At 65.4% G+C, this 18,494-nt stretch carries 12 protein-coding genes; 8 read left to right on the top strand and 4 right to left on the bottom strand.

Annotated features, from left to right (window positions below; genetic code table 11):
* The first annotated feature begins 191 nt into the window (after positions 1–191).
* Entirely contained in the window at positions 192–1,337 is a 1,146-nt protein-coding gene (locus WEB52_01250) for a hypothetical protein (GenBank protein MEX2225055.1), read from the top strand.
* A 273-nt stretch (positions 1,338–1,610) separates the two neighbouring features.
* On the opposite strand, the gene WEB52_01245 is transcribed toward WEB52_01250, so the two are convergent.
* Together WEB52_01245 and WEB52_01240 are read right to left on the bottom strand one after the other, a co-directional pair.
* Positions 1,611–2,789, bottom strand: coding sequence for a nucleotidyl transferase AbiEii/AbiGii toxin family protein (locus WEB52_01245; protein ID MEX2225054.1), 1,179 nt, complete (start codon positions 2,787–2,789; stop codon positions 1,611–1,613).
* Positions 2,786–3,610, bottom strand: a complete 825-nt coding sequence (locus tag WEB52_01240; protein ID MEX2225053.1) for a type IV toxin-antitoxin system AbiEi family antitoxin domain-containing protein — start codon at positions 3,608–3,610, stop codon at positions 2,786–2,788. The genes WEB52_01245 and WEB52_01240 overlap by 4 nt, the downstream gene beginning before the upstream one ends.
* 403 nt (positions 3,611–4,013) lie before the next feature.
* Between WEB52_01240 and WEB52_01235 the strand changes: the two genes are divergently transcribed.
* Positions 4,014–5,426: a hypothetical protein gene (locus tag WEB52_01235; GenBank protein ID MEX2225052.1), complete on the top strand. Its 1,413-nt coding sequence runs from the start codon at positions 4,014–4,016 to the stop codon at positions 5,424–5,426.
* A gap of 166 nt (positions 5,427–5,592) precedes the next feature.
* Entirely contained in the window at positions 5,593–6,399 is an 807-nt protein-coding gene (locus WEB52_01230) for a radical SAM protein (protein MEX2225051.1), read from the top strand.
* Between the two features lie 320 nt (positions 6,400–6,719).
* Here WEB52_01230 and WEB52_01225 read toward each other — a convergent pair whose 3' ends face one another.
* Both WEB52_01225 and WEB52_01220 read right to left on the bottom strand, forming a co-directional pair.
* Entirely contained in the window at positions 6,720–7,271 is a 552-nt protein-coding gene (locus WEB52_01225; protein ID MEX2225050.1) for a cupin domain-containing protein, read from the bottom strand.
* Between the two features lie 118 nt (positions 7,272–7,389).
* Entirely contained in the window at positions 7,390–8,889 is a 1,500-nt protein-coding gene (locus tag WEB52_01220; GenBank protein MEX2225049.1) for a glycosyltransferase family 39 protein, read from the bottom strand.
* A 204-nt stretch (positions 8,890–9,093) separates the two neighbouring features.
* Here WEB52_01220 and WEB52_01215 point away from each other — a divergent pair, with 204 nt between their 5' ends.
* The 5 genes from WEB52_01215 (at position 9,094) to WEB52_01195 (ending at position 18,490) form a co-directional block, all read left to right on the top strand.
* The gene (locus WEB52_01215; GenBank protein ID MEX2225048.1) at positions 9,094–12,480 is read left to right on the top strand and encodes a carboxyl transferase domain-containing protein; all 3,387 of its coding nucleotides are present in this window, start codon (positions 9,094–9,096) and stop codon (positions 12,478–12,480) included.
* A gap of 11 nt (positions 12,481–12,491) precedes the next feature.
* Entirely contained in the window at positions 12,492–13,040 is a 549-nt protein-coding gene (locus WEB52_01210) for a DinB family protein (GenBank protein ID MEX2225047.1), read from the top strand.
* Positions 13,037–14,407: a M28 family peptidase gene (locus WEB52_01205; protein ID MEX2225046.1), complete on the top strand. Its 1,371-nt coding sequence runs from the start codon at positions 13,037–13,039 to the stop codon at positions 14,405–14,407. Before WEB52_01210 ends, WEB52_01205 begins: the two co-directional genes overlap by 4 nt.
* Positions 14,408–14,567: 160 nt before the next feature.
* Positions 14,568–17,780: a PAS domain-containing protein gene (locus WEB52_01200; GenBank protein MEX2225045.1), complete on the top strand. Its 3,213-nt coding sequence runs from the start codon at positions 14,568–14,570 to the stop codon at positions 17,778–17,780.
* Complete coding sequence (locus tag WEB52_01195) at positions 17,780–18,490, top strand: response regulator transcription factor (GenBank protein MEX2225044.1); 711 nt, start codon at positions 17,780–17,782, stop codon at positions 18,488–18,490. The genes WEB52_01200 and WEB52_01195 overlap by 1 nt, the downstream gene beginning before the upstream one ends.
* Positions 18,491–18,494: the final 4 nt, after the last annotated feature.

The following is an 18,494-nucleotide window of genomic DNA, read 5'->3' as shown; positions in this document are numbered from 1 at the left end:
CATTATCCCGGAGGACGCTCATTTAGACTGGATCAGTTTTCGGGGGGCAGGTCATCTTCTCGATCTCTCGCGCCGCCGGCGTGGAGGCTGTAGAGCGCGAGCATGACCTTTACTACAGTGACCTCGCGCGCAGGCTCGACGCTCGCCGTCGGAGCCGAAACGAGGAAAGGCGTGCCTCAGTGATGAGGACAATGGAGCAGCATGTCTATCCGTGGTTGGGTAAGTACATCGGCTACACGACCGCACCTGAGATCGACGAACACTACCAAGAAGCGGGAGTTCTTTGGGCGAGGCAATGGGGTAGCCTGGATGCGTTCCCCGGCGACGCGCAGTTCGGAGGGCTGCCCTATTCGCTCTATGGAAGCGCACTGGTAGCCATAGCCGGTTGGACGCTTAAGCACTTGGGTTTCGCGCAGGTGCTCATGAGCAAGGACTCCACGATTTCTCACCGGAATGTGATCTCGATAGTCTCCGAAAGGCCAGTCTTGGCGGAGTCGCTATCTCACATGTTCGACGTACCGGAGTCCGTTGCCGACTCCCTTCTGTCAGCACTGACCCTCACGCCTGAGAACCGGGAGTTTCACTGTTCAGCACCGGGAGGCTACCTGATTCCGATGATTCAGATTGGTGGCCCCCGATCCGTAGCCCGACCGTTGCTTGGAATGCTCGGTGAGCCGACGCACTTCCTCCTCAACGAGTTGCAGCGCCGGTATCCCTCGGACTGGGATCGCGCCATCGCCGGGCGGGAGCAACTGTTTAGGGCGGACCTGTACGATCTGTTTCCCGACTATCGGTTCGTCAGAGCGCCGAGTCCAATCCGAATCAGGTCGAGTGATGGGTCGATCGCCACTGATATCGACGCTGCGGTCTGCGACAGGCAAACGGGAAGCGTCGGACTGTTCCAACTGAAATGGCAGGACCCATTTGGAGCATCGTTGAGGCGCCGCCAGTCTCGGAAAGCCAATCTGGCTCGTGAGGCGGCGAAGTGGTTGGACGCTGTCACGTCGTGGCTCGACCGGGCCAGCGACGGTGAGATCGCGAGCCACTTAGGCCTCAAGAACGCCGCCGTCAGCAACGTTTATCTATTCATCCTCGGTCGACACTTCAGTCACTTTTCAGGTGCAACCATGGATCCGCGAGCAGCCTGGGGGACATGGCCACAGTTTATGCGGCTGGGGCTGGAGCACTCAGACCCATCGGAGGTCGTGGGTGCGCTGCACGATGCCTTGTGCCGCGAGTCACCTGAGTTGAAAGCGACCTCGCTCGGCGACGCTGCGGAGCCTCAGACGCTGGAACTCGGTGGGAAGACCGTGAGCTTTGAGTTCGAGCGATGGTGATGAAACCGAAACTCAAGAACGCGGGGAGCGTTCTTCTCTATGGTAGGATCGACGCGGCAACGTGCTGCGAGATGTGCACCTAATTAGGTGCAGCTTGCATCGAATTCGAGCCTGGTTTCGAATCTGGAGCAGCTTGCAGAAGCCCTAGCTTGTTCCCAAGCCCCTGCGCCTACGGATCTAGCAGCGAGTCAAACTCACCGAGAGGCGGTGCAACTTTCGACGTTCGTGCAGCCACCGTAGCGCGCCGCAGTCGTCAACGCGAGCCTCGGAGCACTAGAATTCGACAAGGAACCTCGGCACGAACGAATCGCCGGTCGGCCGAACCGCGGCGATCCGGTCTACACGATAGACTCGTAGTTGGTTGCGATCGTTGACGACGAACAGCAGGAGGTTGCCGTCCTGCGTTCGCCTCAACGAGTACGGTTCGACCGTGCGCGGACCGCGCAGTCCCTCTTCTGCGCGATAGTCGATCTCAACCTTCATTTTGTTGGCGCCGGCGTAACGGACAAGTTCGAGCGGTGCTCCGCCGCGCCAAGAGGTCATCTCGCGCGGTGCAATCCATGTATCGTCGAGCTGTCCCAGCTCGGCCCGCGGCAGTGGCATGACATGCGCCTCTCCGGCGAGCCAGGCGAACACGTCGTCGAGCGTGCCCCAGAAGTCAGCGAACGGTGGGAGGGGGCGCGGCAGCTGATGCCCGAGCATGTTCCCCCATTCACGCGCGATCTCCTCCCGGAAGGGTGAAGCTTGGATCGAAGCCAGGTCAGGTACTGAGATACCGACGAATTCGCACTTGCGTGCGAGGACTTCCGCGATCGCGGTCGGCTGATCGAGAAGGTCAGGATGTCGGCTCATGTGCACCACGTCGTAGAGGTCGCGAGGTCGGCAGCGCTCGGCGAGCGTTCGGAGCTTCTCGCCGCACAGCTCGGTGAGCGTGTAACAACGGACGCCGTTTACGGGCAGTGGCGCGTCGCTGTACGGATGCACGATCGGCCGGATCTCCGGCGCCTCCACCAACAACTCGTCGCCCGTGATGTCGATCTTGACCTTCGGTGGCTGCGCGGGTGGGTTCGGTCCACGATACGTCAGGCGGCCCTGCGTCGTCGGATGGCCGCGACGATTGCGTTGACGGACGAATGAGCCGTCCTCGACGACGATTTCGATCCCGGACTCGCGGCGCATCCACTCGGCGATACGGGTGAAGATCGGTGTGAGTTCTTCAGGTGTCTCCGGTCCATCGTCTGTGACCGTGAAGTCGAGATCCTCCGAGAGCCGGTATGTCTCGAAGTAGCACTTCCTGAGGCAAGTGCCGCCCTTGAACACCCAGGTCTCGGACAGGTCATCGTCATGGGCGATGCCGGCGAGAAGCCATCCGAGCGCGTAGTCCTTCTCGATGACGTTGGCATCGAGCTGCCACTCGGAGCGCAGCGCGAGGATCTCGCGCCACGGAATCACGACGGGTTCGTCTCAGACACATGGACGTTGGCTCGGAGGTTCCACTCAGGTACGCGCAGGCCACCACGCGGGCCGTCAGGGTCGAGCAGGGACACACCTGCGGATAGCCGGTGCCGGCATGCTTCGATCAGGCTGGGCTGTTCAGCTCCGATCGCCTCGGTGAGGTAACCCAGACGCTTGAACACCGTGCGATTCCCCAAGCGATCGCCATAGTCGATGAGCCGATCGGGATCATGATCACCAAGATACGCGCCGAGGATCTCCGCTGCGTGGCGTATCCCTCCAGCGAGGCGCGGTGCGTCGAGAATTTCGACGACCGTGCGCGTCGGGTCGGCATAGTTGAGCCGCACTCCGTCCTGCCACGCGGACTCCATGCCCCAACTCAGATGGCGTTTGTCGGTGTGCGCGACGAGGTACTCGTGGTCCAGCATCTCGGCGCGGCTGGCCCTCACCCGGGCAGTTGTCTTGAGCACGACCGTGCGGAAGACCTGCTCGGACAGACCCCAATGATTCGCCGCAGTCCAGCCCGTGAAGTAACAGGGAGACCAGATCGCGGTAGCAATGATGAGCGCGTCTTCGGTCCAAGCTTTCGGGTTTTCCGCGTCCACCGGCACCGGGATATACATGCCGCGACGGACCCGCCGGAGCCACCCCTGATCGGCCCAGCGTGCCAGTTTCATGGCCGCAGCCTGAGCGTCGATCCCGAGAGCATTGACCGCGTCCGCAACGCCGATGAGCCTATGCCCGCGCCCCGTCACGGCCGCGAGTTCGCTCCTTGTCGCGCCTGAGATTCCCGCAGAGCTTGAATATCCCGAGTCCATTTGTTTACTCCCCGTGCAAACTGCCGGACTCACAATATACGACATCGCAAGTCCAGCAGTTGACTCGACGTGCAAAGTATTGGCTCTCCGATATCGGCCGCGGGGCAACCCAAATTCTTTCCGGCTTCGCCGCTCGATTTTGGCGAAAGTGCCATGAAGCGCTTGGGAGATGCCCGGCCACGTGTGATTTCATCGCGTCAGCCACGAACTGGGAAGATCAGGAGCTTGAAGGATGCCGACCGTTCTGGCTCACGAACAGCGACGGGCCGTCCCGTACGACCGAGCGCTACTCGATGCGAGCCTTCGCCGCCCGCGGATCGTCAGCTCCATCGCGCTAAGCGCGGCTGGGGCATTGTCCGTCACTACGACGGACTGGTGGGATCATTGGCGGCCGATTCAGGCGATGGGATCATCCCGCCTGATCGAGAACTGCGGCGAGCTTCGGAGCAGATGGCACGCCTACATCGAGTCCGGCTTCGGCGCCGAGACCGTCCAACCGTATTGCCTCGCGTATTGGTCTTTGCTGGAGGATCTCGTAGAGGTTGCGACCGCGGCGAACACGTCGCCAGCCGTGCGACAAGCGATCACTGCCGCCGCTACGTTCGAGTCGTTCAGCGTGATCGACGTTAGAGGTAAACGGCTCGCGGCTGCAACAACAACGCTGCGCAATCCGGTCTATCTCCTCGCGCGGCTGAAGTGGCCCACCGTACCTCACACCATGCGGTTTCTTCCGCTGATCGCGCTGAAGGACGCCGCGCCATCGACGTTCGGCCACTATCGACGCTATCCGTTGTCGGATGACGGCGATCTGTCCCTGCTCGTCTATCCGACGAACCAGGCGGGTGGGGATCGTGCGAGCATGTCGGTGATCTCGGGGCTTGCGAATCGTCTTGGCTCGTCGTCGGATCCGCTCGTGGCGGATCGCTCGCATCGACTGTGGGATCACGCCGTCCGACCGCTGCTAGAGCAACATGCTCCGGAACAAGGCGCAGCGACGTTCGACTTCTTCGATCTCGGTGCAGGTACGGGCGCGCTAACGGCGGAGCTGTGCAGGAAACTCGTGGCCTGGGCAACGGGGGAGGGGATCGATCCGCGCCTTCGGTTCATCCTCATCGACAGCAGCGGAACCGCGCTGTCCGATACGTTCGCGGATCCGGCTGTCAGGGCAGCGACGGAAGGGCTGTCGCGCATGCCGGTCGACTACCGCGCATGGCTCGCACAGCGGCACGACCCGCCAAGTCGCCGCGGCATGCGGCTCGGACTGGCATGCAAGATACTCGACATGTCGAGCGCGTTTGAGGTCCGTCCCTTGCGTCGTTCGGAACTGCCGACGCCATCGGCGAGCGATCGTTGGTTCAGTCCCGCCGAGCGATCGCCCGCGAAATGGCTGGCGACGCTGAGAACGAATCCCGACGACCTCCTCACGTCAGCGGTGCGCTTCCAGGTCGCCGACGGGCACGTTCTGGCACAGCCAGCGCTTTCCAGGTATTTCGCCGCGCTGACTCTGGTCGCTGATGACGCGCAGATCGGCGGCGAACTCTACTTGCCGGTGCGACGATTCGACCCATCTGCGCTGATCACCTCGGCGGGAGCCAGCGTCCTCGCCGAGATGCTGAAGCGCTGCGACTTCCTGATCATCGAAGATGCGGACCTCCGCCCGCGCGAACTCGCAGAGCACATGCGCAAATTCGAACTCCACGACATCATGGTCGAGGACATGACTGCGGCGATGCGTCTGGCCGGCAACTATGCCTACGTCCTGTCGAGGAAAGAAGCCCGGAATGGATTTCAGTTGGGCGGGGAGCGGGTGATCTGAGCCAGGACGTTGCGCGGGGCCTTGACGCCAAGAGAACATCCGTGCTATCAATCAGGCGAGGTGAACGGTGCTCAAGCCTGTGGACACCGAGTTGGTCCAAACGGGTCGGATTCTCACTCCGGCGAGCGGCTTCCTTCACGCGTTTACGCACACGCTGAATCCGTACATGGGGTGTGCCTTCGGCGAGGGCGGCTGTGGCGTCTACTGCTATGTGGCCGAGTCGCCCATCGGCTTGTACGCGGGGAAGCCGTGGGGACAATGGCTGCGAGCGAAGACGAACGCGGCCGACGCCCTCCACTGCGATCTTGATAAGGTTCGCGACGCCGCATCGGTACGGGTTTTCATGAGCTCTGCGACGGACCCGTACCAGCCGGCCGAGCGGAAGCTACGGATCACCCGCTCGATCCTTGAGGTGTTCCGGGAGCGTCCGGTTGGCCTGCTCGTCGTCCAGACACGATCACCACGGGTCGAGAAAGACTTCGATCTGCTCGCTGACCTGCCGTTCGTCTGGCTGTCGATGACCATCGAGACTGATGACGATGGAGTGCGGCGCGCGCTCACGCCCACGTGCCCGAGCATCGAGCGCCGGCTTGCATCTATGCGCCGAGCCCGCGCTAGCGGGATCAAGGTGCAAGCCGCCGTCAGCCCGACACTGCCCCATTGCCCGGAGCGATTCGCGGACGCTCTGGAGTCCGCCGCGGACCGGGTGATCGTGGATACGTTCTACGGCGACGGTGCTAACGGCCGGCGCACTCGGCATCGTCCACTCCCGAAGCGGTTTGCGGAACTGGGTTGGGGAGACTGGCAGGACATCAGCGCAGCCCAGCGACTGTTCGAGGCGGTGCGTGGACGGCTGGGGGAAGAGCGCGTGGTCTGGTCGCAAGACGGGTTCAACGCGCTGGCGGTCGAAGCGAGAGTCCGCGCGGAGACGCCGGACGCGACCGCAGTCCCGGAACCAGTGGCAGCGTGGTGAACGAAATGCGCGTCGTGACACTGGATCCAGGGTGCCATCTCGCTGTCGCGTAGAGCGTGAAACTATGGGATCATCGGGGCGTTCTACTTGGTAAGATAGAGTTGGCAACGTGCTGCGAGATGTGCGCCTAATTAGGTGCAGCTTGCATCGATTTCGGGGCCTGATTTCGAATCTGGAGCAGCTTGCAGAACGCCTAGCTTGTTCCCAGCAGAGGGTCGTGGGTTCGAGTCCCATCTCCCGCTCCAACAACGTTCCCAGGTCAGGGGTGCGGCGCGCGCGGCTGGAGGGCATATGCCCATGCCGGGTGTGGGTGGCCGCTGTTACTCCGGTCCGCTGTACTTTGCGTAGCGCGCCCGGTATCCAAAGAGCCTCGCGATCGGCGCAAGTACCGCCAGACCCGCCCGCTGCAGGACAACGGGCGGCCGCGGCAGGAACGTCTCGTACTCGCGTGCCAGGACCGCCCCCTGCAGCGGATTCGGCATACCCTCGCGGTTGGTCTTTCCCTCTCGCGCCAACCCGAACAGCGTCTCAAACGCCGCCTCGGCCTTCAGCGCCGGACGCACTTCGAAGCGGCAGCGCGCTTCATCCTGACCCGCGTTCCACAGCGTGTGCGGAATGCCAGGCGGGAGGACGACCGCCTCCCCCGCCACAAGTTCGTGTTCCGCGCCGCCGAGCCGGTAACGCAGGACGCCTGACAACACTGCGATGCGTTCCTCCTGTCGCAGATGGACGTGCTCAAGCATGCGCGGCCCGCCGGCCGTCATCAGCAGCTCCATGTGGAGCGCCTCACCGCCCGTGTCGCGGGCGCGCTTCAGGAAGACCAGCCTCTCGCCCGTGACCGGGTTGTCAATCGCGTCATGCTCTTCGGTCATGCTCATTCCTCCCTCGTCACAGATCGGCTCGAAGAGCGGGCGTGCCTCAGCGCGGATGGTAACCGGATCGTGGGTTCGAGTCCCATCTCCGGCTCCACGACGCTAACGTAGTCGTGCGTCATGGCGGCTGCGTCACGCGATAGATGCGGTACTCCGGCTGCTGCGCGCGGAACATCTCGCTGACGCGAAATCGCGCTTCGACGCCGGTGAAGTAGATGTCGAGGCCATCGCCGCCGAGGCCGGCATTCTCGCCGGCTTCTTCGAACCGGCTGTACACGTAGTACACGGCCCGACGATCGTCTAGCGCCTGTTCGATCGTGGCGACGATCTCGGCGACCGATGAAGAACGGTCGCGCATTTCAATCCGGTGATCGATGAGGTCAAGGTACGCGCGGTCGTCTCTGGCGTGATCAAATCCCCGCGCCAGAGCCGTGATGATCAGTGCATCGTCGTCGAAGCTCGCGACGACCGGGCGCAGCTCTTCCAGCGCCGATTCGTCGGAGAGCCCTACGTCATCAGGCCACGTGCTCAAGGTTTGGAAGACACCGACGGCGAACAACGCCACGATCAGGAACTGCGCGGTGATCCCGGTCGCCCGACGAAGCGCGCGGAACGGCGATTGAGCGTCGCGAGTGCTTCGCCAGACCTCGATGGGGCCATGCACGGCGATGAGCAGCGTGAAGAACCATGGCAGCAGCATGTACCGTTCGTTGACGAACGGAAACGGGGCGTGGGCGACCGGCCAAACTATGAGCAGGTAGATCGCCACGAGTACGAGCGAAGGCGCCCGCCGCCAGAGCGGCGACACGCCGAACGCGAGCAGCACAGCCACCATAGGCAGGGCAAAGCCGCCGAACGCGACAACCTGGTAGAAGAGCACGTGCTGCGGCACGTCTCCGAACGCGAAGTTCACTGGATTCGATGACCCGGAGATCAGGCCCGGAATCGCGAGCAATAGAAAGAGCGCGCATGTCAGCAGGCCGATGACGAGCGCGGGCGGCGAGGTCACGTGCGCTCGCAGCCGCTGCATCCTCGCGCCGTCGCGTCCCAGGTCCGCGTACGTGATCATGACCGCAGGGAGCACAAAGACATTCGTCGAGCGGACGGTGATCGCCACGGACAGGAGCAACGCAAACGCCAGCCATGCAGGCCAGCGCGCCTTCGCGGCGGAGGGGGCGGCGACGATCGACGCGACCAGCAGCGCCGTACCGATCGCGTCGAACAGGCCGACGCGCGACATGGTGACGAACGCAGGTGAGAACGCGATCGCGGCGGTGAAGATGAGTGTGGTGACGGTATCCGCGCCAGCGCGTCGAGCGGTCACGTAGGCGAGTGCGATGAGCACGAGCGAGAAGAGCACGACGGCGGCCTGCACCGTCGTGACCGTATCGGGGAAGATCGCGAAGAACGGCGCCAGCACCAGCGCCACGCCCGGCGGGTACAGGTCTGACAGTGGAAATTCGCCCGATAGCAGACGTCGCGTGGCCGACATGTGCTCGTACGTATCCGGGATCCTGGCATGCGGCGTGAGGCGCCACGTGCGGACGAAGACGGCGGCGACGAAGCCCGCCGCGAGCGTCACGGCGGTAATCGCGTCGGACTTTGTGAGCCGGGCCAAACGAAGCATCCCCCTGAGCGGCACTGCCCTACGATACTCGACCGATGCCGGGGCGAGCATCGAAGCGTGCCCGGCCGTCAACGGACGCGACTGTGGCGTGCTCGTTGCGCCCGCGCCACTAGCGAAGCCGCACGTGGCGTGGCGACGGCCGCGCGTTACGATAATGCTCGTCGAGGCGAAGCACCGACCGCCCCAGGGGGTTGCATGCCGTTCTCACGCCTGCTGATCGCCAATCGCGGCGAGATCGCCGTGCGCATCGCACGGGCTGCCGCCGACCTGGGCATACCGACCGTCGCGGTGTTCTCCGAGGACGATGCGCGATCGCTGCACGTCCGTCGCGCCGATAGCACGCTGCCGCTCGCGGGCCGCGGCCCCGCGGCGTACCTCGATGCGGACCAGATCGTCGAGACGGCGGTCAAGTCCGGCTGCGACGCGCTGCACCCGGGCTACGGATTTCTGAGTGAGCGTGCGTCCTTCGCCGCTCAGTGCCGTGAGGCCGGCATCACGTTCGTCGGTCCGCGCGCCGAGATATTGGAGTTGTTCGGCGATAAGGCGCGAGCGCGCGCGTTCGTCGCAGATGCCGGTGTGGCGGTGCTGGCGGGGACGTCGGGAGCGGCTTCGCTCGATGATGTACGGACGTTTTTCGCTTCGTTGCCGGCAGGATCGTCGATCGCGATCAAGGCGGTGGCCGGCGGCGGCGGACGTGGCCTCCGCATCGTCGATCGCGAAGACGAGATCGAAGCGGCGTTCGAGCGCTGCCAGTCCGAGGCGCGCGCCGCCTTCGGCAACGGCGAGGTGTACGGCGAAGAGGGGCTACGACGGGCGCGCCACATCGAAGTGCAGATGGCGGGCGACGGCTCGGGCGAAGTGACGCATCTCTGGGAGCGGGACTGCACGCTCCAGCGAAGGCACCAGAAGCTCATAGAGATCGCGCCGAGCCCGTGGATCGCCGCTGTGCTCCGAGAACGGATCATCGACGCGGCGCTGATGCTGGCCCGCGCCGCGCGGCTCGACAGCCTGTCTACCTTCGAATTCCTCGTCGACGGCGATAGCGAAGCGGGTGCCGACGCGCGCTTCTACTTCATAGAAGCGAATCCGCGCTTGCAGGTCGAACACACGGTGACCGAGGAGGTGACCGGCGTCGATCTCGTCGTCGGGCAACTGCAGCTTGCCGCGGGGCGGCCGCTGCGAGCATCGGGGCTCGCGCAGGACGCCGTGCGGCGGCCCGACGGATATGCCGTGCAGGTTCGCGTGTACACCGAGACCATCGACGCGGCAGGCGAATTGCGCCCGGCGAGTGGCACGTTGTCGGCGTTCGACCCGCCTTCGGGCCGGGGCGTCCGCGTCGAGACGCACGGGTACGCGGGATACGCCATCGGTCCGTCGTTCGATGCGATGCTCGCGAAGGTGATCGCGCACACCTCGTCGGAGCGAGTTGGCGATGCGCTGGCGCTTGCCGAGCGCGCGCTGCGGGAATTCCGCATCGAAGGCGTGCGGACGAACATCCCGCTGCTGCGTACGCTGCTCGCCCATCCCGACGTCGCGGCGGGAACGATCGACACCGGGTTCGTCGACGCGCGTCTGGGCGAACTGGCGCGAATCTCCGACGACCGCGGTGACGTCTTGCACTTCGCAGATGCGGGCGCCGGGCGGTCAGGGCTCGCAGGCGCGCGCATCGACGCGAGCGATCCGCTCGCGGTGCTGGAGCATGGCAAGGCGGGCGGCCGAAGCGGCGGGCGCGTCGCACCGCTGGAGGTGCCGCCCGGCGTGCTGGCGGTGCGCGCGCCGATGCAGGGCACGATCCTGGCGATCGACGTCGGCGAAGGCGACCTGGTGCGCGCGGGCCAGCGGCTGTGCGTAATGGAAGCGATGAAGATGGAGCACACGATCGCGGCCGACGCGAGCGGGCAGGTGCGCGGCATCGGCGTCGTTGTGGGTGATACGGTAGTCGAGGGCTTTGTGCTGATGCTGATCGACGAGATGGACGTCGAGGAATCAGACAGCGCGGCCGGCGCAGAGATGGATCTCGACCACGCGCGCGCGGACCTCGAGGAGGTGGGTGCGCGTCACCGTGCAGGTCGCGATGAAGCGCGGCCGGACGCCGTGGAGCGACGGCGGAAGACCGGCCAGCGTACGACGCGCGAGAACATCGACGATCTGTGCGATACGGGGTCGTTCGTCGAGTACGGGCCGCTCGTGATCGCGGCGCAGCGCCGGCGGCGGGAGATCGAAGACCTGATCGCCAACACGCCGGCCGATGGCCTGGTCGCGGGCATCGGCACCGTGAACGCCGACCTGTTCGGCGAGGCGAACGCGCGCTGCATCGCGATGTCGTACGACTACACGGTGCTCGCGGGCACGCAGGGCGCGCAGAACCACCGCAAGAAGGACCGCATGTTCGAGCTTGCCGAGAAGTGGCGGCTGCCGATCGTGTTCTTCACGGAAGGCGGCGGTGGGCGGCCGGGCGACACGGACGGCCTCGGGGTGGCCGGGCTCGACTGCATGGCGTTCAACTACTTCGGCAAGCTGAGCGGTCTTGTGCCGCTGGTCGGCATCGTCTCCGGCCGCTGCTTCGCGGGGAATGCGGCGCTGCTCGGCTGCTGCGACGTCGTGATCGCGACGAAAGACGCAAATATCGGCATGGGCGGGCCGGCGATGATCGAGGGCGGCGGCCTCGGCGTGTTCCGTCCAGACGAGGTGGGGCCGGTCGAAGTGCAGGCGCCGAACGGCGTCATCGACGTGCTGGTGGAGGACGAAACGGAGGCCGTCGCCGTCGCGCGCAAGTACCTCGCGTATTTCCAGGGCGCGACGAGCGGCTGGTCCTGCGCCGACCAGCGTTTGCTGCGCAACGTCATCCCGGAGAACCGGCGCCGCGTGTACGAGGTCCGCGCGGCCATCGAGACGCTCGCCGACGAAGGCTCCGTGCTCGAATTGCGACGCCAGTTCGGGCGCGGCATGGTGACCGCACTGGCGCGCGTCGAGGGGCGGCCGATCGGCATCGTCGCGAACAACCCGATGCATCTCGGCGGTGCGATCGACAGCGACGGTGCGGATAAGGCCGCGCGCTTCATGCAGCTCTGCGACGCGTTCGACGTGCCGCTGTTGTTTCTGTGCGACACGCCGGGCATCATGGTCGGGCCGGAAGCCGAGAAGACGGCACTTGTGCGGCACGCCGCGCGGATGTTCGTCATCGGCGCCAGCGTGACGGTGCCGGTGTTCACGATCATCCTGCGGAAGGCCTACGGCCTCGGCGCCCAGGCGATGGCGGGCGGCAGCTTCAAAGCGCCGTTCTTCACCGTCTCGTGGCCGACGGGCGAGTTCGGCGGCATGGGCCTCGAAGGCGCGGTGAAGCTCGGCTATCGCAACGAACTCGCCGCAATCGAAGATCCGGAGCAGCGCACGGCGACCTTCGAGGAGATGGTGGAGCGGATGTACCGTCACGGCAAGGCGGTGAACACCGCGTCGCACTTCGAGATCGACGACGTGATCGACCCGGCGGACTCGCGACGCTGGATCAGCGCCGCTCTGCGCTCCGTGCCGCCGGCAGCGCCGCGCGCATCGAAGAAACGCCCGCACGTCGACACGTGGTAGCGAGGACGATGATGAACCGCATTGAGATCGAAGCGAAGCTGAACAAGGACCGCGCGTGGCTGCTGGAGACGTATGCGGCGCTTTCCGATCCAGAGTTGCGCCACGCCGTGACCGCGAGCGAGCACGATCCGTCGACACGGTGGAGCGCGCTCGACCATCTGGTGCATCTCGCGGGCATCGAGCGGAACTTCAACCGGATGATCCGCCGTCACTTCGAGGGCGACGCCAACCCGGTGGGCCTGACCAACAGCGACGACGGCACGGCGCGCACGCGCGAGCAGATCATGGCGACCGTACACGCCATGAACGAAGACTGGGTGGCGCGCTACCGGGACGCATCGTTCAGCGAAGTTGTGGCGCTCGGGCAAGCCGCGCGTGGCGAGACGCTGGCACTGCTCGTGAGCCTCACCGACGAGCAGATCGCGGAGCAACTGCCGGGCGCGCCGTGGAGCGACGGTAGCGTCGGCGGCGTGTTCGCGACCAACGCCGATCACGGGCGCCAGCACTGGAGATGGATTAAGGAAGGCGTGGCCACCGCGGAAGGGCGGAAGCCGTCGTGATCGCCGGCGAACATGTCCCGGACGAAACGCGGATCTACGCCTGGATCGAGGAGGTGTTCGCGCAGGGCGTGCGCCGTCCGGGCTATCCGGCCGATCGATGGGCGGAGCAGTGGGCGCAGGAGCGGTTTCGCGCGTTCGGGCTGGAACGCGTGCGCGCGGAGCCCGTCGACATGCACTCGTGGGAGCCAGAGGAGACATCGCTCCTGGTGCGCGGCGACGATGGCGCCGAGATCGACGCGCCGTGCTTTGCGCTTCCGCACTGTGCGCGCACGGACGGGCTCGACGCGCGACTAATGGCGTATGACGCCGATGCGCCGGAGCGCGTGCGGGGGGCGATCTCGCTGTATGATATGCCGCTCGTGCGCGTGCCGCATGGCTATTACCGGCACATCGCCACGTGGACATTCGATCCGGACGGCAGCTTCGACGACGGATGGCAGATGGTGCCGTTTGGCCGCGAGTTCCAGGATGCGATGGAGCCGTCGATGGCGGCCGGTGCGATCGGGTTCGTGGGCGTGCTGAGGGAGTATCCGGGCGACTCGTTTCAATACTACGTGCCCTATGACGGGAAGGAGCGTGCGGTCCCGGGCGTCTGGATCAGCGGCAGCGATGGCGTACGCGTTCGCGCGATGCTCGCTGCGGGGCGGGTGCAGGCGCGGGTCGTCGTGCGGGCGCGGCGTGAACGCATCACGTCGTACAACATCATCGGCGAGTTGGCGGGCGCGGACGACGAGACGGTCATCATCGGGTCGCATCACGACGGGCCCTGGTCGTCGGCGGTCGAAGACGCATCGGGGGTCGCGATGGTGCTGGCGCAGGCGGCGTACTGGTCGCGCGTGCCGGATCGCGAGCGGCCGCATCGGCTGACGTTTCTGCTGAACGCCGGGCATATGGCGGGTGGGGCGGGGCAATTCGCATTCGTGCAGTCGCACGCCGCCGACCTCGAGCGTTTGGTGCTGGAACTGCACCTCGAGCACGCGGCAAACGAATTCGCCGAGGTGGACGGCGTGCTGCGCGCCACCGGCCGGCCTGAGGCGCGCTGGTGGTTCACGTCGCGCATCGAGCGGCTGGAGGCAGCCGTGCGCGGTGCGATCGAGGCGGAAGATCTGCGCCGGTCGTACATCCTGCCGCCGGACGCGTTCGGCCCGAAGCCGACGACGGACGCCGCGGACTTCTACCCGGCGGGCGTGCCGGTGGTGAACTTCCTGGTGGCGCCGTTTTACCTGTTCGACGCGATGGACACGCTCGACAAGATCGACCGTCCGGGCCTCGTGCCGATCACCCGTGCGGCGATCCGGATCGTCGAGTCCACGGCCGGCGTCTCCGCCGCGCAGTTCCGGCAGGAGGACCGTCGAAGGCCGGCTTGACGGGACGCTCCGGAAGCCAGCTTGACAGCCGCGCGACCGGGCGTATGCGCTTGTACCGCCCTCTGATATGCACCTGTAATGTGTCCTCGCAGGGCCGTTGCGCTTCCACCTGTGCGCCGGTTGCTAGCATCTTGCGACTGCACGCATTCAGGGAGCCAGCATGCCAGGAACGTCACATCCCGGGACCGGACGTCCTGCGACCGTCGAGCCGCAGAGTGAGTCTCAGCTTCATGCGCTCGTAGAGGGCATTGGGGCGATCGTCTGGGAGTGCGATGCGGACTGGCGATTTACGTTCGTCAGCCATAGCGCCGAGACGATCCTTGGCTATCCCATCGCCGCCTGGTACCGGGGTCCGGAGTTCTGGGCGGATCACCTCCACGCCGACGACCGCGAACGCGCCATCCAGCTATGCCTCGCCGCCTGCGTCGACCGCCGCCAATTCGAACAAGAGTTCCGCATGATCGCCGCCGATGGCTCGGAGGTCTGGCTTCACGATGTCGTGAGCTTTGCGCCGGGCGACGCGTTGCGGCTCCATGGCGTGATGCTCGATATCACCGAGCGCAAGCGGGCCGAACTCGCCCTGACGAGCAGCCAGGAGCGCTTGCGACGCGCCCAGGGCGCCGCCAGCATCGGCACGTTCGACTGGAACGTGGTGACGGACGAACTGGTCTGGGACGGTGTTGAATCCATCCACGGACTGCCGCCGGGCAGCTTCGGCGGCACGTTCGAGGCGTATCTGCGGGACATTCACCCCGACGACAAGGATCGCGTGGTGTCGTCGATCCAGGGGGCGGTTGCCGCCGGTAGCGATGTGAGCATCGACTATCGGATCATCCTGCCCGACGGCACGATGCGCTGGGTCGAAGGAAACGGGCGGGCGATCAAGGATGACGAGGGGCACGTCGTGCGCCTCGCGGGCACGTGCATGGATGCCACCGCCCGTCACGAAGCCGACGATGCGATTCGCTTCCAGGCGCACCTCCTCGACGTCATCAGCGAGGCGGTGATCGCCACCGGCATGGACGGCCGCATCCGCTACTGGAATCGCGCCGCGGAGTCCCTCTACGGCTGGCGCGCCGACGAAGTCGCCGGCCGGCGCATCATTGACGTGACGGTGCCGTTGACGGCGGTCGAACGCGCGGATGAGATCATCGATGTCGTGCAGCGGGGCATCCTGTGGACCGGCGAGTTCGAGTGCCGCACGAAGGACGGCGGCGAGGTGCTCGTCCGCGTGACGGACTCGCCGATCGTCGATAACTACGGCCACGTGATCGGCATGATCGGCGTCTCGAGGGATATCGGCGCGGGGCGTGCCGCGGAGCGCGCGCTGGAAGCGAGCGAAGAGAAGTACCGGACGCTGGCGAACGCGATTCCCGCCATGGTGTCGCTCACGGGCGCCGACGGGCGGGGAGTGTTCTTCAACACGCGCTGGTACGAATACAGCGGCCTCAGCGAAGAAGACACAAAGACGCAGAGTTGGCGCCAGATTCTGCATCCGGACGACCGCGACGCGATCGTCCCCCGGTGGGAAGCTTCGCTCAGCAGCGGCACTCCGATCGAGATCGAGGCGCGGCTGCTCCGACACGATGGTGAATATCGCTGGCACCTGGGCCGCACGGTGCCGATGTTCAATGACGCTGGCACCGTGACTGCTGTGCTCATCACTGCCGTCGATATTCACGACCGCATGGAAGCGGAACGGCGTATCGCGGAACTGAACGCGGCGCTCGAGCGGCGGCTGGCCGAACTGACGACCGTCCTCGATGTGGTGCCGGTAGGCATCGGCATCGCGGAGGACCCGGAGTGCCACGTCATACGGGCGAACCCGGCCTTCGCGCGCCTGCTCGGGGTTGCGCCGAGCGCCAATACGTCGATGTCTGCCCCCGACGCGAAGATGCCCTTCACACCGATGCATCATGGCCTTGAAGTCGCACCCGAAGATTTGCCGATGCAGCGTGCCGCCTTACGCGGAGAGACGATCGCCGATGTCGAACTCGACGTGCTGCGCGAGGATGGGACGATGGTACACCTGCTGGAGTACGCATCACCGATGCGTGACGCCGATGGAGCGATCATCGGGAGCGTCGGTGCGTTCGTCGATATCAGCCAACGCGCGCAGGCCGACCGCTCGATCCGCTTCCTTGCGCGCGCTTCGGACGTGCTCAATTCGACGCTCAACTACGAGGACACGCTGCGCCAGTTGGCGCGCGTCGTTGTGCCGGAGCTGGCCGACTGGTGTGGTATCGACATCCTGGACGACGAAGGCGGCATCCGCCGGCTGATGCTGGCGAACGCCGATCCTGAGCGCGAGCGGCGCGTGCGGGAGATCGGCCGGCAATTCCCGATCGATCCGGGCGGCAACTCGGTGCAAGCAAGGACGATGCGCACGGGCACGCCGCAGTTCTTCGATGATGTGACCGACGCTGTGATCGATGAGAGCGCCGAGAACGAGCGGCAGGCAGAACTTCTCAAGCGGGCCCAGATCGTTTCGTTCGCGTGCGTACCGCTGATCGCGCGCGGGCGCGTGTTGGGCGCGATCACGTTCATCACGGCCGAGTCCAAGCGGAAGCTCACCGAGCCGGACTTCGCGCTGTTCCGCGACCTTGCGTCACGCGCCGCGATCGCCATGGACAATGCGCGCCTGTTCGGCGAGGTGCAGCAGCGCGTCGAGGACCTGCGCGAGGCGAACGAAGCCAAGGACGAATTCCTGGGCCTGGTGTCACACGAGCTGCGCACACCGATCACGACGATCTTCGGGAACGCGCAGGTGCTGCGGCGGCGCGATCGCGAACTGGACGAAGACAGCAAGCGGACGGCGATCGGCGATATCGAGCAGGAGGCGGACCGGCTGCACCGGATCGTCGAGAACATGCTGACGCTGGCGCGCATCGAGACGGGGCAGGAGCTGGTGACGGAGCCGGTGTTGTTACGGCGCGTCGCGCATCGGCTGGCTGACGCGCACATGCTGCGCTTCCCGCGGCGGCGCGTGAATGTCGAAGGTTCTGACCGGCTCTCTGCCGCGATGGCCGAGCCGACGTACCTAGAGCAGGTGATCCGCAACCTGCTCAGCAATGCGGAGAAGTACAGCCCGGCGGACGAGCCGATCGACATCTCTATCGAGTCTCGGGACGGGTATGTATTGGTCAGCGTGCTGGACCGGGGAGAGGGCATCGATCCGGATGAGGTGGAGGATTTGTTTTCGGCGTTCTACCGCTCACGGCGCACGTCAGGCCAGGCGTCGGGAGTGGGTATGGGACTCGCGGTTTGCAAGCGGCTGGTAGAAGCGCAATCCGGCTACGTATGGGCGCAACCGCGGGAAGGCGGCGGATCCGAAATCGGCTTCGCGCTTCCGCTAGTGAAAGAGGTGACGTGATGAACACAGGGCCCCTGGTACTGGCCGTCGACGACGAACCCGGCATTCTGCGGCTGATCAAGCTCGAGTTGACGCCGCAGGGCTTCCGCGTGCTCACCGCGGAGAACGCCGCGGAGGCGCTGGAGATCGCGCAGGAATACCGCCCGGACATCGCGCTGCTCGATATCGTGATGCCCGACATGAGCGGGCTTGAGTTGATGCGCGAGCTGCGTGAGCGGGGCGACCTGCCGGTGATCCTGCTCACGGCGAAGGGCAGTGACACCGACAAGGTGCGCGGTCTGGAGATGGGGGCCGATGACTACCTTGCCAAGCCGTTCAGCCCGGACGAATTGAGCGCACGCGTGCGCGCGGTGCTGCGCCGGGCCGTCGGATCGACGGCGGTGGACAACATCGTCCGCACCGACGACGTGGAAATCGACCTGAACCACCGGCTTGTACGGAGCGGCGGCGAGTTGATCTCCCTGACGCGCACGGAATGGATGCTCATGCAGCACCTGGCGGCGAACGCCGGCAAGGTCATGCTCAATGCGGAGCTATTGAGCAAGGTCTGGGGGCCGGAGTACCGCAACGACTTGCAGTACCTGCGTGTGTGGGTATCGCGGCTGCGCCACAAGCTGGAGAAGGATCCTTCCAAGCCGCGCCTGATCAAGACCTTCCAGGGCATCGGGTACATGCTCGACATTCCGGAACCGGCCGCCGTCACGGCCTGAGCGG

The organism is Dehalococcoidia bacterium (assembly GCA_040902535.1).
Lineage (GTDB): Bacteria > Chloroflexota > Dehalococcoidia > DSTF01 > JACRBR01 > JBBDXD01.
Note: the sequence above shows the minus strand (reverse complement) of the source record. Positions and strands in the feature narration are given on the sequence as shown.

Bases quoted from the DNA above. Each gene is read 5' to 3' on its own strand.
- WEB52_01250 (MEX2225055.1), top strand. From the start codon at position 192: ATGGAGCAGCATGTCTATCCGTGGTTGGGTAAGTACATCGGCTACACG.
- WEB52_01240 (MEX2225053.1), bottom strand. From the start codon at position 3,610: ATGGACTCGGGATATTCAAGCTCTGCGGGAATCTCAGGCGCGACAAGG.
- WEB52_01235 (MEX2225052.1), top strand. From the start codon at position 4,014: ATGGGATCATCCCGCCTGATCGAGAACTGCGGCGAGCTTCGGAGCAGA.
- WEB52_01230 (MEX2225051.1), top strand. From the start codon at position 5,593: ATGGGGTGTGCCTTCGGCGAGGGCGGCTGTGGCGTCTACTGCTATGTG.
- WEB52_01225 (MEX2225050.1), bottom strand. From the start codon at position 7,271: ATGACCGAAGAGCATGACGCGATTGACAACCCGGTCACGGGCGAGAGG.
- WEB52_01215 (MEX2225048.1), top strand. From the start codon at position 9,094: ATGCCGTTCTCACGCCTGCTGATCGCCAATCGCGGCGAGATCGCCGTG.
- WEB52_01210 (MEX2225047.1), top strand. From the start codon at position 12,492: ATGAACCGCATTGAGATCGAAGCGAAGCTGAACAAGGACCGCGCGTGG.
- WEB52_01200 (MEX2225045.1), top strand. From the start codon at position 14,568: ATGCCAGGAACGTCACATCCCGGGACCGGACGTCCTGCGACCGTCGAG.
- WEB52_01195 (MEX2225044.1), top strand. From the start codon at position 17,780: ATGAACACAGGGCCCCTGGTACTGGCCGTCGACGACGAACCCGGCATT.